The organism is Frankia sp. AgB1.9, assembly GCF_016786355.1.
Lineage (GTDB): Bacteria > Actinomycetota > Actinomycetes > Frankiales > Frankiaceae > Pseudofrankia.
Genome location: NZ_JADWYX010000099.1, coordinates 21086 through 35427, shown reverse-complemented (window position 1 = coordinate 35427; position 14342 = coordinate 21086). Strand labels below are relative to the sequence as shown.

Below are 14342 nucleotides of genomic sequence, written 5' to 3'. Positions count from 1 at the left end.
GCTCCGCCCCCCCCCCCCCGGGCGGGCCGGGGGGGCACGTACCTGCTGCGCAGCCGGATGACGACGTCCCATCCGGCCGTGGGGTCCCCGGCTGACGCGGCGGCGTCCGCGATCAGCGCGGCCGGCCCGGCGCCGGAGCGCTCGTCACCCGCCAGCCGGTGGCAGTCCCGCCCGGCCTGGCGCAGGCCCTCGGCGAGCCCGTCCGCGACCACGCCGGTCAGGCCGTCGTCCTCGACGCCGTCGACCAGCACCCGGACGCCACCGGCCGGCAGCAGGCCGACGAGCGTGCTCAGCACCGTCTCCCACCGCCCGGCCTGTTCGCCCGTCAGCGCCGGCCGCACCGACGCGCCTGCCTTCTCGCCAGCCGCCATCAGGCCATCATGGCGCCGGCGCGGGCCACGACACAGCCAGATGCCAGTCCGCCATCTCCGTGGGCGGGGCGGGCGGCGGACAAGATCAGCGTTGGGCGAGCAGGTCCGGCGGCGGCGGTCCGTAGCGGCCGCGCAGGAAGTCGGCGAGCGCCCGCAGCCTCGCTCTGACGTTCCAGTACGGCCCGCGCCGGGCCGGCAGGACGGCGCCCGTGGCGAGGTCGAGCAGCGCTATGCAGAAGCGGATGAACACGTGGTAGCGCCCGGAGTGCTCCCGCACCAGCAGCAGGGTGTTGCGCAGCTGCAGGTAGTCGATGACCGCGGCGGTCGAGCCGACGTAGGCGTTCTTGACCATCGCGCCCCGGACGAGGCCGGACTCCCAGCCGGCGTCCCGCGCCCGCAGCGCCAGGTCGGCCTCCTCGCAGTAGGCGAAGTAGCGCTCGTCGAAGATCCCGACCTCGTCGAGGCAGGCACGCCGCGCGAGCATCAGCGTGCCGTGCGGGTGGCCGACCCGCTCCCATCCCGCGTCGACGCTCGCCGGCACGAGGATCCCGCCGAAGTAGGGGTCCACGACGGGCGTCGTCCCGTCGCCGACGTCGGCGCAGGCCAGCCCGGCCCGCGGCTGGTCGGCGAGCACCCGCAGCATGTGGCTCAGGCAGGTGGGCTCGGGCAGCGCGTCGTGCGGCGCGAGCACCACCCATTCGCCCGCGTCAGGGTCGGCGAGGAACTTGCGGTAGCCGATGTTGGCCCCCGGCCCGAACCCGAGGTTGCCCCCGGTCAGCACGACGGCCACGTCGGCGGCCTCGACCGGCGGCACGACGGTGGATCCGTTGTCGACGATCGTGATCGCGACAGGAAGGTCCTGCGCGCGGAACGCGTCGATGGTGTCGACGAGTCGCTCCGGCTGGTTACGGTGAACGATGACGACCGAGAGAGGCTGCACCAACCAAGTGCTACCTCAAAGGGCGGGCCGGATGGAAACAGGGGGCCATCCGCGAGGCGACGCGAGCCCGGCAGGTCGCGTTTCCACGACCCACCGGGCTCGGACGGGGTTGCCTGAGTGACAGCGTGCCTGATTTCCTCAGTGCCTGAGGGACGCGGCGCCTCAATGACGCGGCGCGCCTCAGAAGCGGAGCGTCTGAGGGACGGTCAGGAGGCCGGTGAGGGCGTGACCACGGCCGCCGGGCGGGCCGTGGCCGGGGCCCGTACCTTGCCCGTGAGCCGTTCGGCCAGCGCGCCGAACGCGAGGCCGAGCGTCGACCACATGATCATCTGAGCGATGATCGAGTACAGCCGGAACTTGAACAGGACGTCCGCCGGGAAGCCCGGATAGACGATCTTCCCGTCCGGTCCGAGCAGCGGCTGGGGGGTCTCCGTCGCGTGCTTGCCGTACTGGGCCTCGTTCACCGGGAAATGCCCCAGCGCCGGCAGCAGTGCCATCGCCACCGAGATGACCACGACGAACCCGAGCGCCGCGAGCAGGCTGGCGTTCCAGGTGCCGAAACGGCCGGCCAGCCGGTATCCGGCCACCACCGCGAGAATGAGCGCGACGACAGAGATGCCGACCATCGCCAGATAGACCGCGCTGCGGTCACTGATGGTCTCCGAATGGCCGATCGCCGGCGGGTTGGCCGGGTACTTCACGAACGGCACCAGGTACACGCCGACGAAACCGGCGGCCGCGACAAGAGCGGCGAGCACCCGCGGCCGAAGCCCCGGGAAACGACGCGACAGCATCAGGTAGGCCACGACGAAAAGGCCACCCATCGCCAGCCCGAACAGGACCATCCCGGTGGCGATACCAAGGTTGCGCTGGATCCCCCGGCTGAAGATCTCCGGGTCCGCCGTGCCGACCGTCACGCCCGCGGCCTTGTCGAGCGCCTCCTGCGCGGCGTCCCGGCCCGACTCGTAGTCAATGGCGTCCTGGATGAACGGCTCGGCGAAGATCCGCGCGAACACGAACGCCAACAGCCCACCCAGGACGCCGACGCCCAGCGCACGGTAAATGAAACGTGATTCCATCGTGGCTCCCGCCGCTCAGTGGCAGGGGAAGCCGAGGAAGTGCCGCGAGTCGTGAACGAACTCGTGGATGTGGCGGTCGGCACCAAACAGCGACGTCGCGCCCTGGTCGACGCCAATGAAGTAGTACAGCAGCAGCGAGAGAATCAGGACTCCCCCCAGCCACAGCGCTCGCGCCGTGATCGGTGAGGAAATCGACTGGCCATACGCCTCGGTGCCGGGCGCAGCAGTGCTCACGGTAGCCCCCTTCGGGATCACGCGTCCCTGAACAATCGGACTCGACCGCAGGTGTGTCTGACTCCCAAGCCACCACCCGGACGGGCGGAAGGCTCGGTCACAGTGGCGCGACCGCGCCGGACTTACACCGGCTTCCACCTACAGATCGCGTTCGCAGTGTGCGGGGCGTACCAGAAACTGTCAACGTTCTGCCGATCAGCTCACACCAGCGCGAAACCGCCAAGAGTGCGCGCACGGCCGCGGCCGGCCGGCCGCCGGTGTCAGGCGGGCAGCGGAGCGGCGAGCGCCGCGGCCACCGCGTAGGGCAGGTGACGGGGCCAGACGAGCAGGCCGCGCGCCAGCGTCCGGACGCCTGGCCGCAACGGTGTCAGCCGGTCCACGCAGTGCCGCCAGGCGCTCAGCTCGTCGCCGGCGAACCGGGTCGCGCCCAGGCCGGCCCGGAACCGCCGGGCGTCGCCCCCGTCGTCGCGCCAGGTCTTCAGGAACGCCAGGACCTCGGCGTCGGACGACGGCAGCGTCCAGCGTCGCAGGCCCTCCGCGACCCGTCCCCCGGCGGCGATCACGAACCCGTCCGGGCCGCCGCCGGCGATCGAGTGCACCCGCCCGTAGCTGCGCGCGCCGGCGCGGATCGACGCCGAGCTGAACCGCGCGGCGACGGCGAGCGCCGCGACCGCGTGGCCGGCCTCGTGCCAGGCCGTCGTCACCGCCTCGGATCGCGCGGGCGCGTAGGTCCCGGCGAACCCGCCCTCGTACCGCTGCCGGATCCAGGTCTCGTGGACGAGCGACTCGTCGTCGTAGCGGACCAGCCGCGCGAGCTCGGCCCGCACGGCCTCCAGCGTCCGCCGCTCCCCCGGAGTCACCCGGCCACGATAGGCGTGCCCGCGCCTCACAGGTCATGGAGCAGGGTCATGGCGGGGCGTCTGGCGAGGTGGCTCGCGCCGGCGGCGACGCCGAAGAGCGCGACGACGGCGGTGGCGGCCGTGGCGAGCAGGTAGGCCCAGGGGACGGCGAGCGCCGACGGCGGCGGGTCGAAGACCCCGGTGAGCACCTTGACCAGCATGAACGACAGGCCGGTGCCGGCGGCGGCCCCGGCGAGGACCCCGACGAGGGAGACGGCGGCGGCCTCGCTGAGGATCATCGCGCGCAGGTGGCGGGGCCGGGCTCCGAGCGCGGTGATGACGGCGAACGTACGGCGTCGTTCGCTCAGCCCGAGCCCGAAGGCCAGGCCGCCGGCGGCCGTGGCGAGGACGAGGGCGAAGGCCAGCTCGACCCGGGTGAGTCCGGCGAGGTCGACGGACGTGAGGCTGGACCCGACGCTGTGGCGGACGGTCGTGATGTCCGTGACGGTGGCGGACGGGCCGGCCAGCGACGCGACAGCCCTGGCAACCGCGCTGGCGTTCCGGCCGCCGGTGTCGATCAGGAACGCGCCGGTGGCGGCGTCGCCGGTCTGGCGGGCGACGTAGTCGGCGTTGGCGACGAAGAAGCTGTCCTTCGGGGCCATGGGGAACTCGCTGACGACGCCGACGAAGCGGAACCGGACCGGGACCCGCTGGCCGGAGCCACTCGAGAGCAGCCGCAGGGTCAGCGCGTCTCCCGGTGCGAGCTGGTAGTCCCGGACGGTCTCGGCCGAGACGAGGATCGCGTCCGGCTGGGCGGCCAGCAGGTGGGTCAGACCGGCGGCCGTACCCCCGCTGAAGTAGGAGTCCCGCAGCGCGGTCGCGTGCCGGATGGTGCCCGGCCGCACGCCGTAGAGGTCCTGGAGATCCGGTCCGACGTAGGCGAACCGGTGCTGGACTGGTTCCACCGCGCGTACGCCGGGGATGGCCGAGATCCGGCCGGCGAGACCGGCGGGCAGCGTGGTGCCGGGCGCCGGGACGGCGGTGACGTCGGCGCCGTTGGTCAGCTGGGCGTCCGCCTCGGCCTGCTGGCGGTACGTGGCGTTGAAGACCGCGGTCGATCCCGCGAAGGAGAGCGCCAACGTCAGCAGGACGATCGCCAGTGCCAGGGGCCTTCGCTGGCGCGACATCCCGCTGGCGATGGTCGTATGGAGGCGGCCGGTGAACGGTCCCAGCCCGGCGGCGACGAGGCGACGGCCGCGGCCGAGCAGCAGGTCACCGGCGCGCCACACGAGCAGGCCGGCGCCGAGCCAGAGCAACGCGGGGCCGGCGAACGCCCAGTAGGAGACCGACAGCATCGGGACGCCCTCGGGGGCGACGACCAGCTGGTACCCGTTGCGCCCGCTCGCCGAGAACACCAGCCCGGCGACGGCCAGCGCCAAGGCGTCGACGCCGTACCGAGCCCAGAGCGGATAGCGCGGTGCCGTCACGCTCCGGCGGGCCGACGCGACGGTCACGGCGCGCAGGTCGCGCCAAGCCGGCACCAGAACGGTGAGGATCGCGATGAGCAGGCCCGTGACGGCCGCGGCGGCACCCCAGGCGACGGCGGTGCCGGTGGTCGCGCCGAACCGGGCCGTGCCGAACGCGCCCGCTCCGACCGCGGCGGCGGTGGCGAGGCCGACGACGGCGCCCAAGCCCGCGACCACTCCGGCCTCGACCGCGGCGAGCCGGGTCAGCTGGCCGGTCGTCGCGCCGCGGGCGCGCAGCAGTGCCTGTTCGAGACGGCGGCGGTCCCGGCCGGCCGTCGCGAGGACGGCGGTGAGCAGCGCCGCGAGAATCGCGCCGGGCAGCCCGAGGAACAGGAACAGCACCTGCGCGTAGGCGGCGTCCTGGCGGGCCGCGTCGAGGGTGGCCGCGAGGTTGTCACCGACGGCGGCCGTGCCGGCGGCGTGGGCGAGGAAGTTGTTCGCCGCGCCGGTCGCGGCGGTGTAGGCCGCGGCCGGGTCGGCGGGCAGCGCCCGGGTGGTGGCGACGTGGAACTGCGTCGTCACCAGGTCCGGGCGGGCCGCCCGCAGCGCCTCGAAGCTCGACTGCCAGGACGCGCTCGGGAGCAACAGGACGTTGTCCGGCGGGGCGGTCCGCTGCGCCGTCGCCGGGGCGCCCACCACCTGGAACAGCGAGTCGGCCAGCGGGAGCTCGACCACGCCCGCGATCCGCGCCTGGACCGGGGGCAGCCCGGTCCAGCCGACGGTCACGACGTCACCGGGCCCGGCATGCAGGTTCGCCGCGGTCTGCTGGGCTAGCAGCGGCCCGTTCAGCGTTCCCGTCAGCAGGCGCAGCTCGCCCGGGAAGGTCCGCGGGTAGGCCGGGTCGAGGCCGAGCACGACCCCGGGCCCGGTCGTCTGGGTGCTGCCCGCGGTCTCGGCCGACAGGCCGCTCGTCGTGGCGATCCCGACGCGCACGGAGGCGGCCACGGCCGGGGTGTCGCGCAGCAGCTGGCCGACCTTGGCGGGGTCGGCGCCGGGCTGGACCTGGACCTGCCAGTCGACGGCGACGCCGTGGATCGCCCGGGAGGTCATCGTCGCCTTCGCGTGCGCGAGGAAGGCGCCGAGCGAGGCCAGCAGCGCGACCGCGATCGCGACGCCGAGTCCGGCGGCGGTGAGCCGGCCGGCCCGGCGGCGCACGGAGCCGAGCAGCCAGAGCCGGATCATCGGGCCACCCGCTCGGCCGGGCTCGACGCGCCGGCGACCGCGCCGTCGCGCATGACCCACCGCCCGGACAGCCGATCGGCGATCAGCGGGTCGTGGGTGGAGACGACCAGCGCCGCGCCGAGCCGGGCCCGGGCGTCCAGCAGGCTGGTCATGACGACGTCGGCGGCGGCGTGGTCCAGCTGCCCGGTCGGCTCGTCGGCGAGCAGCAGCCGGGGCTGGCAGACCAGCGCGCGGGCGACCGCGACGCGCTGCGCCTGTCCGCCCGACAGCTCGTCCGGCACCCGCGCGGCCAGCGTCCCGACGCCGACGGCGTCCAAAGCCGCGCGGGCTCGGTGGCTCGCTTCGGCGGGGTCGGCGTCGGCCATCAGCAGTGGCAGCGTGACGTTCTCCAAGACGTCGAGCGACGGCACCAGGCTCGGCCCCTGGAAGATGAAGCCGATCCGCCCGGGTACGCCGAGCGGGTGGCCGCCGAGGCCGGGCCAGCTGACCGTCCCGGCGGTGGCGGACCGCAGGCCGCCCAGCAGGTGCAGGAGCGTGGACTTGCCGGAGCCCGACGGCCCGGTCACGCCGATCTGGTCGCCGGGACAGACCTGGAGGCTCACGCCGTGCACGGCCACGACGGCGGCCTCGCCCGTGCCGAAGGTGCAGGCCAGATCGCGGCAGTCCACGAGCGGAGCCCCGTCGAGCGCGGCCTCGTCGAGCCTCTGGTCCACCTGAGTCTGGGCGGGCACGTTACGACGTCTCACGGGCAAGCCTTCCGTCGGTGAGGGTGAGGACCCGGTCGGCCGCGGCGGCGACGGCCGGGCTGTGGCTGGCGATGACGACGGCGATCCCGCTGCGGGCACGGGCCCGCAGCAGCGCGAGCACGTCCCGTTCGGTGGCCAGGTCTAGCTCGCCAGTCGGCTCGTCGGCGAGCAGGACGACCGGGTCGTTCGCGAGCGCGACCGCGAGCCCCGCGCGGGCCAGCTCGCCGCCGGACAGCTGCGCCGGGTACGCGCGGGCCCGCCGGCCGATACCGAGCTGGCCGAGCAGGTCCTCGGTCGGCGTGCGCCCCGCGCCGCGGGCGAGCCGGCGGGCCAGCTGGACGTTCTGCGCGACCGTGAGGTGGGCCAGCAGGTTGGAGCTCTGGAACAGCAAACCGATCAGGCGCGCCCGCAGCCGGGTGCGGTCGGCCTCGAGGCGGTGGCTCAGGCGCTGGCCCCCGACGAGGACCGTGCCGCCGTCGGGTTCGTCGGTGCCCGCCAGGCACGCGAGCAGGGTCGACTTCCCGGACCCGGACGGTCCGGCGACGGCCAGGATCTCCCCGGGTGCGACGGCGAGGGACACGCCCCGCAGGGCCAGCGTCTCCTCGTCTCCGGCTCGGAAGAAGCGGTAAAGCGAGCGGGCCGCGAGCGCGGGCTGGTCCGGTTCGGCGCCCGCGACGGTTGCGGTGTCCACGGCGAGGCCGCCCTCAGCGCCAGCGGAACGAGTCGGTGACACGGCGCCAGGGATCGACGTTGTCCGACCCGACCGGCGCCGCGAGGGTCAGGGCTACCTCGGTTCCGCCGCGGAAGAACTCGTAGCGTTCGACGTCCTCGACCGCGACCTTGCCCGTCACCGGGTTCGGCGGCGAGACGGCGCGGTAGGTGATCAGAAAGGCGTCGCCGGCGGTGCGTTTGACCGAGCTGACCTTCTCCTGCGCGAAGCCGACGCTCGCGGCGCGAACGGCTGGCAGCTCGGTCGAGCGGGCATACGCGACCGGGTCGGTCGGCGCCGCCTTGCTGACGGCGATGACGATCCGGTTGTACTTGTCGGAGAACGTCACGCCGCCCGCCGAGGCGGTACGGGCCCAGCCTTCGGGGACCTCGACGCCGTACGGACCGCCGGCCGGGGCGTAGGTGACGAACGCCTGCGAGTCGGGGATGTCGCCGGCCGGGTTCGACTCCGTCGCCGGGCCGGTCGGCGTCGAAACCGCCGGCGCGGAGGCGGCTCCCGTCACTGTCGGAGCGGCCGGCCCGCTCGACGCGGCCGGTGTGGACCCGCAGGCCGCGGCCGCCAGCGCTACCAGCGCCAGCGCCGCCGCGGTCCTTGCCCGAACTGAAGGCGCCATCGCCATCCGGAGCCCCTTTCCCTGGTCGCCCGTGGTGTGGCCGCTGACGCTAGGCACGACCGGGACAGGGGACTGCTCGCCGAAGGCAAGCGGATGGCAAACGATCCGGATGTGCGCGCCGCGGGCGCCAGGCTGGCCGTAGCGTCGACACCGCTGGTCGAGCTGCCCCCAGGGGAGGTGCGGATGCGCGCACGCGTGGTAGCGCTGGCCGTGCAGTCGGCAGCCGTGGCCATCGCCCTGTTCGCGATCCCGCTGGCCATCGCGGTCGCCCGCTACTTCGTCGACGCCGAGCACACCGAGCTGTTGCGGGCGGCGGAGACGGCGGCCGTCGCCGTCTCCGGAGACCTGACCGCGCGTCCCGCGCCCGCCTTCGCGGTCGATCCCGACCTGCGGATCGTCGTCTACGACGCCGGCGGGGCCCGGGTGCGGGGCGTCGGCCCGGCCCGGCCGCCGTCGATCGTGCACGCCGCGCTCGGCGGGCGGGTCGCCGCCGCGACGCTGGACGGGCGCTACGGCGTCGCGGTGCCGGTCAGCGACGGGGACTCCGTCGCCGGGGCGCTCGTCGCCACCGCCGACCGGGCCGAGACCTACCAGCACATCGGGCTGGCCTGGGCCGCGATGGCCGGTCTCGCGGCGGCGGCGCTCGGCGCGGCCTGGTTCCTGGCGCGCCGCCTGTCACGACGCCTCACCACACCGGTGGAGACGCTGCGCACCGCGGCCGACCGCCTCGGGGACGGCGACTTCAGCGTCCACGCGGCGGGCAGCGAGATCGCCGAGATCGACTCGCTCGCCGCGTCGCTGAACAAGACCGCTCGGCGCCTCGGCACCCTGCTCGACCGCGAGCGCGCCTTCGCCGCCGACCTGTCCCACCAGCTGCGCACCCCGCTGACCGGGCTGCGTCTGGCCCTGGAGACAGCGAGCACGGACCCGGCCGCCCGGGACGCCGCCGTCGCGACCGCGCTGGCCGCCGCGGACCGGCTGGACGCCACCATCGGCGACCTGGTGACGCTCGCGCGCGACACCGGGCAGGGCGGCGACCCTGTCGACCTGGCCCGCCTCATGGCGGAGATCCGGGAGCGCTGGCACGGCCCGCTCGCCGCGCGCGGCCGGCAGCTTCGGCTGCTCGCGCCGCCGGACCCGGCCCGGCCGCGGATGTCGCACGCCTGCGCCCGCCAGATCACCGAGGTCCTGCTCGACAACGCCAGCGCCCATGGCCGCGGCACTGTCACCGTCCGGCTGCGCGAGATCGCGGACACCGTGGCGCTGGAGGTGAGCGACGAGGGCCTGGAGCTGACCGGCGACTACGCCGACCTGTTCCGCCGGCGCTCGACGCGCGCGGCGGGGACCGGCATCGGGCTCGCCCTGGCCCGCAGCCTCGCGCTCGCCGAAGGCTCGCGCCTGACCGTCACCCGGCGCGCCCCGCCGACCTTCACGCTGTTCATGGCCGGGGACGACCGGGGGGTCATGGCCGGGGACGACCGCGGGCGCTGAGCGGGCCGCCTACGCCGAGCCGAGGCGGTAGCCCCGGCCGCGTACCGTCACGATCTCCGGGGCGACGGCCAGGGCCTGGTCCGCCGCAGCGGCGAGCTTGGCCCGCAGCGCGGACACGTGGACGTCGAGCGTCTTCGTCGAGCCGAACCAGTGCTCGTCCCACACGTCGCGCATCAGCACGTCGCGGGTCAGCACCCGGCCCGGCTCCGACGCGAGCCGGGCCAGCAGGTCGAACTCCCGCGCGCGAAGGGCGATCTCCACCTCCGCGAGCCAGGCACGCCGAGCCGCGCCGTCGACCCGCAGCCCGCCGACGACGAGCTGTCCCACGGCCGCGGCCGGGGCGTCGCCGCGCCGCAGGTGGGCCCGGATGCGTGCCGCGAGCTCGGCGGACCGGAACGGTTTCACCAGGTAGTCGTCGGCCCCCGCCTCCAGGCCGACGACGACGTCGATCTCCTCGTCACGGGCGGTGAGGATCACGATCACCGTGCCGGGGAGCCGGGACCGCAGGTCGCGGCAGACCTCGAACCCGTCCCGGTCCGGAAGGCCGAGATCCAGCAGCACCAGGTCGAACGAGGCCCGCTCGCCGGCGGCGACGGCGTCGGCGCCCGTCGTCGCCAGTGTGACCGCGTGGCGATGGGACCGCAGCGACGCCTCCAGCGCGTGGCCGATGGTCTCGTCGTCCTCGACCACCAACAGCTCCGCCACCGCGCCGCCTCTCCCGCTCCGCGCTGCTCACACGATCCTCACATCGAACGCTCCTTAGGTTCCGGTCTATCCCGCCGGGCCCACCCGGCCGTGCGGGCTGACGACCGGATCACGGGAGGAACCGACCAGGTGAGCGCGATCAGTGCCGGACAGGCAGTCGTCCTCGGCGTCGTCGAGGGGCTGACGGAGTTTCTGCCGGTGTCCTCGACGGGCCATCTGAAGATCACCGAGGGCCTGATGGGGATTCCCGTCGACGACACCGCGGTGGTCGGCTTCACCGCGGTGATCCAGGCCGGGGCCATCCTCGCGGTGCTCGTGTACTTCTTTCGCGACATCCGCCGGTTCGCGCTCGCCTGGGGGCGTGGCCTGCGCCACCCCGACGCCCGGCGCGACCCGGACTACTCGTTCACCTGGTGGGTCATCCTCGCGACGATCCCGGTCGTCGTCGTCGGCCTCGCGGCGAAGTCGCTGATCAAGGGACCGCTCGGGTCGCTGTGGGTCGTGGCCGGCTCGCTGCTGGCCGGAAGCGCCTACATGTGGGCGGCGGACCGGTTCGGGCGACACAAGCGCAGCGAAGGCGACATCACACTGCCCGACGCGATGATCGTCGGATCGTCGCAGATCCTCGCGCTGCTGTTCCCGGGCTTCTCGCGGTCCGGCGCCACGATCTCGACCGCCCTGTTCCGTGACCTCGACCGGGTCGCGGCCACCCGGCTGTCGTTCTTCCTCTCGATCCCGGCACTGACCGGCGCCGGGCTGTACGAGCTCAAGGACGCCGCGAGCGGCGCCGTCTCCCTGCCCGCGCTCGCGATCGGCACGGTCGTCTCGTTCGCGGTCGCCTACGGCTCGATCGCCTGGCTGCTCAGGTTCGTCGCCGGCCACACGTTCGGCGCGTTCGTCGCCTACCGCGTCGTCGTCGGCCTGCTCCTGTTCGGGCTGCTCGCCACCGGAACGCTGAACGCCTGACGGCTGCGTCCGGGCCGGGCCCGAACGCGGCACGCATCCTGCCACCGTCCCATCCGAAAGGAACCTGATGTCCGCGTCGCTCGCGGTCAACGTCCTCGATCCCGCCTCGCTCACCGCCACCTTCGGCCTGACCGGGCTGATCCTGGTGGTCTTCGCCGAGACCGGCCTGCTGATCGGCTTCTTCCTGCCCGGCGACTCGCTGCTGTTCCTCGCCGGCGCCTACAGCGCGACCGCCGCGACCGGGGACCAGCCGCACTTCCAGCTCGGCGCCGTCCTCGCCGGAGTCGCGGTCGCGGCGATTCTCGGCGCCCAGGTCGGCTACCTCATCGGCCGCCGGACCGGCCCGCGGCTGTTCAACCGGCCGAACTCCCGGCTGTTCAAGCAGGAGAACGTCCTTCGGGCCCAGGAGTTCCTCGAGCGCTACGGGTACGGAAAGTCGATCATCCTGGCCCGGTTCGTCCCGATCGTGCGCACCTTCATGAACCCGGTGGCCGGCGTCGTCGGCGTGCCGGCGCGCACCTTCCTGGTCTACAACGTCATCGGCGGTCTGGTGTGGTCGCTGGGCGTCACGCTGCTCGGCTACGCCCTCGGCCGGGCCATCCCGATCGACCGGTACATCATTCCGGTCACCCTGCTCATCGTCCTGCTCTCCGCGATCCCGGTTCTGCGCGAGTTCGCGAAGCGGCGCGGCGCCGGCGGCCGGCACAGCTCGGTCGGGCGGGCCGGGGACCCGGAAGGCTCCTAAGGTGCGAGCCAGGCGGGTGACGAACGGGCGCGGCCGCGGGACGGACTGAGAGCCGGTGGGGATGTCGCTTCGGATCCGGCTGACGGCGCTGTTCGGCCTCGGCACGGCACTGGTCCTGGTCGGGGTCGGCTTCCTGTTCTACCTGCAGCTGCGGGCCAGCCTGTCGCACTCCCTGGACGCGATCCTCGCGACGCGGGCGGAGGCGCTGCGCGCCCGGGTCGTCGGGAGCACGTCGCCCGACGACGCGTTGGCGGCGGCCAGCCCGCTGGCCCAGCTCGTCGACGCGAACGGGCACGTGCTCGCCGTGTCGCCCGCCACCGCGACCCGGCCGCTCGCGGGCGCGGGTGTCGTCGAGGCGGCGCGGACCAGACGGGTACTGGTCACGGTCGAGGTGCGGGGGGCGAAGACGAGGGTCCTCGCGGAGCCCGTCGACGCGGCGGACGGCAGCCGGCTGGTGCTCGTCGTCGGCGCCTCCCCCGAGAGCCTCGACGACGCGGAGGACCGCATCCGCGACGTGATGTTCTTCGCCTGCGTGCCGCTGGTCGCGCTGTCGGCGCTGGCGGCGTGGTGGCTCGCGGGCGCCGCGCTGCGGCCCGTCGAACGGATGCGGGGACAGGCCGCCGCGATGGGCGTCGCCGATCTCGGCGGCCGCCTGGAGATCCCGCCGACCCGCGACGAGCTGGCCGCGCTCGCCACCACGATGAACGACCTGCTCGACCGCCTGCACGTCGCCCGCGCCCACGACCGGGCCTTCGTTGCGGACGCCGGACACGAGCTGCGCACCCCGCTGACCAACCTCAAAGCGGAGCTGGAGCTCGCCTCGCGGCCCGGCCGCAGCCGCGCCGACCTGGAAGAGGCGCTCACCTGCGCCGCCGTCGAGACGGACCGGCTGATCCGGCTGTCCGAGGCCCTGCTGGTCCTCGCCCGCTTCGATTCCGATCCCGGCCAGCTCATTCACCGCGAGCGGATGCCGCTCGCCCCGCTGCTCGAACGGGCGGTCGCCTCCGCGATGCCCGCCGCGCGGGCGGCCGGCGCCGAGATCCGGCTGGACGTCGAGGGCTCCGTCGACCTCGACGCCGACCCGGACCGCGTCCGTCAGGCCGTCGACAACCTGCTCAGCAACGCTTTGCGGTACACGGCGCCCGGTAACCCGATCGAGGTCACCGCCGAGCGGGGGCAGGGCGGCCCGGCCGCCGGGCTCGACGGGCCCGTCGTGACGATCACGGTCCGCGACCACGGGCCCGGGTTCCCCCAGGAGTTCCTGCCCCAGGCGTTCGAACGGTTCGCCCGCGCCGACGCGGCTCGCGGCCGCGCCGACGGCGGCGCGGGCCTCGGGCTCGCCATCGTGGCCGCGGTCGCGGCGGCCCACGACGGCCGGGCCACCGCGGCGAACCATCCTGAGGGCGGCGCGGTGGTCACCCTGGCGCTGCCCGCGGTCAGTCCTCCCCCGCATCGGCGCTGACCCGCAGCCGGTAGCCGGCACCACGGACGGTCTCCAGCTGCGCAAGGCCGAACGGCTTGTCGATCTTGCGGCGCAGGTAGGCGACGTACTGGTCGACCACGTTGGAGTTCCGGTCGTACGCCAGGTCCCACACGTGGTCGAGGATGGTCGTGCGGCTGAGGACCTGCCCGGGATGGCGCATCAGGTACTCCAGGAGGGCGAACTCCTTCGGGGACAGGTCCAGCTCGACGCCGTCCCGGCTCGCGGCCCGGACCGTCGGGTCCAGGCGCAGCCCGTCGATGTCCAGCACGACCGGCCGTTCCTGCGCGCCGCGCCGGATCAGCGCCCGCAGCCGGGCCGACAGCTCGTCGAAGCTGAACGGTTTCGCCAGGTAGTCGTCGGCTCCGACGTCGAGGCCGCGCACCCGGTCGACGACGTCGCCGCGGGCCGAGAGCATGAGCACGGGCGCCCAGCGCTCGGCCGCCCGCAGGCGCCGGCAGACCTCGAACCCGTCGAGCACCGGCAGCATCAGGTCGAGAACGATCACGTCGTAGGTGATCTCGCTGGCCTGCCAGACCGCTTCGCCGCCGTCCGCCACGACGTCGACGGCGAAACCCTCCTCGGCCAGCCCGCGCCGCAGCAGCGCGGCCGTGCGCGGCTCGTCCTCGACCACCAGCACCCGCATGACGTCACGATAGGGCCCGCCGCGTGGGGCCCCGGCGGCGAGCCGGTCG

General features: G+C 74.3%; 14 protein-coding genes, 1 pseudogene and 1 riboswitch. Of the genes and pseudogenes, 4 read left to right on the top strand and 11 right to left on the bottom strand.

Annotated features, from left to right (window positions below; all coding sequences use genetic code 11):
- From I6A60_RS30405 to I6A60_RS30365, 9 genes and pseudogenes are all read right to left on the bottom strand, one after another.
- Positions 1-371: pseudogene (locus I6A60_RS30405) on the bottom strand (hypothetical protein); the annotation flags it as partial.
- Between the two features lie 85 nt (positions 372-456).
- Positions 457-1311, bottom strand: coding sequence for a glycosyltransferase (locus I6A60_RS30400; RefSeq protein ID WP_203022700.1), 855 nt, complete (start codon positions 1309-1311; stop codon positions 457-459).
- A 206-nt stretch (positions 1312-1517) separates the two neighbouring features.
- Positions 1518-2390, bottom strand: a complete 873-nt coding sequence (locus tag I6A60_RS30395) for a CbtA family protein (RefSeq protein WP_203022699.1) — start codon at positions 2388-2390, stop codon at positions 1518-1520.
- A 15-nt stretch (positions 2391-2405) separates the two neighbouring features.
- Positions 2406-2624 carry a CbtB domain-containing protein gene (locus tag I6A60_RS30390; protein ID WP_203022698.1) on the bottom strand — a complete coding sequence of 73 codons (219 nt, stop codon included), beginning with the start codon at positions 2622-2624 and terminating at the stop codon, positions 2406-2408.
- A 32-nt stretch (positions 2625-2656) separates the two neighbouring features.
- A riboswitch (cobalamin riboswitch) is annotated at positions 2657-2814 on the bottom strand.
- Between the two features lie 70 nt (positions 2815-2884).
- Positions 2885-3484 carry a hypothetical protein gene (locus I6A60_RS30385; RefSeq protein ID WP_203022697.1) on the bottom strand — a complete coding sequence of 200 codons (600 nt, stop codon included), beginning with the start codon at positions 3482-3484 and terminating at the stop codon, positions 2885-2887.
- Between the two features lie 26 nt (positions 3485-3510).
- Complete coding sequence (locus tag I6A60_RS30380) at positions 3511-6171, bottom strand: ABC transporter permease (protein ID WP_203042492.1); 2661 nt, start codon at positions 6169-6171, stop codon at positions 3511-3513.
- Positions 6168-6917 (bottom strand): ABC transporter ATP-binding protein, encoded by a 750-nt coding sequence (locus I6A60_RS30375; RefSeq protein WP_203022695.1) that lies wholly within the window; start codon positions 6915-6917, stop codon positions 6168-6170. Before I6A60_RS30375 ends, I6A60_RS30380 begins: the two co-directional genes overlap by 4 nt.
- A complete protein-coding gene (locus I6A60_RS30370) occupies positions 6904-7608 on the bottom strand; it encodes an ABC transporter ATP-binding protein (RefSeq protein ID WP_203022694.1) in 705 nt (234 codons plus the stop codon). The genes I6A60_RS30375 and I6A60_RS30370 overlap by 14 nt, the downstream gene beginning before the upstream one ends.
- A gap of 13 nt (positions 7609-7621) precedes the next feature.
- A complete protein-coding gene (locus I6A60_RS30365; protein ID WP_203022693.1) occupies positions 7622-8260 on the bottom strand; it encodes a hypothetical protein in 639 nt (212 codons plus the stop codon).
- A gap of 93 nt (positions 8261-8353) precedes the next feature.
- Between I6A60_RS30365 and I6A60_RS30360 the strand changes: the two genes are divergently transcribed.
- The gene (locus I6A60_RS30360; RefSeq protein ID WP_203022692.1) at positions 8354-9751 is read left to right on the top strand and encodes a HAMP domain-containing sensor histidine kinase; all 1398 of its coding nucleotides are present in this window, start codon (positions 8354-8356) and stop codon (positions 9749-9751) included.
- A gap of 9 nt (positions 9752-9760) precedes the next feature.
- Here the strand turns inward: I6A60_RS30360 and I6A60_RS30355 are convergent, their stop codons facing one another.
- On the bottom strand, positions 9761-10456 hold the full coding sequence (locus tag I6A60_RS30355; protein ID WP_203022691.1) for a response regulator transcription factor: 696 nt from the start codon (positions 10454-10456) through the stop codon (positions 9761-9763).
- 129 nt (positions 10457-10585) lie between these two features.
- On the opposite strand from I6A60_RS30355, the gene I6A60_RS30350 reads away from it, so the two are divergent.
- The 3 genes from I6A60_RS30350 (at position 10586) to I6A60_RS30340 (ending at position 13629) form a co-directional block, all read left to right on the top strand.
- Complete coding sequence (locus I6A60_RS30350; RefSeq protein WP_203022690.1) at positions 10586-11422, top strand: undecaprenyl-diphosphate phosphatase; 837 nt, start codon at positions 10586-10588, stop codon at positions 11420-11422.
- Positions 11423-11489: 67 nt separating this feature from the next.
- On the top strand, positions 11490-12167 hold the full coding sequence (locus I6A60_RS30345; RefSeq protein ID WP_203022689.1) for a DedA family protein: 678 nt from the start codon (positions 11490-11492) through the stop codon (positions 12165-12167).
- Positions 12168-12228: 61 nt separating this feature from the next.
- Positions 12229-13629, top strand: coding sequence for a cell wall metabolism sensor histidine kinase WalK (locus tag I6A60_RS30340; RefSeq protein WP_203022701.1), 1401 nt, complete (start codon positions 12229-12231; stop codon positions 13627-13629).
- Here I6A60_RS30340 and I6A60_RS30335 read toward each other — a convergent pair.
- Positions 13604-14293 (bottom strand): response regulator transcription factor, encoded by a 690-nt coding sequence (locus tag I6A60_RS30335; protein ID WP_203022688.1) that lies wholly within the window; start codon positions 14291-14293, stop codon positions 13604-13606. The genes I6A60_RS30340 and I6A60_RS30335 overlap by 26 nt on opposite strands.
- Positions 14294-14342: the final 49 nt, after the last annotated feature.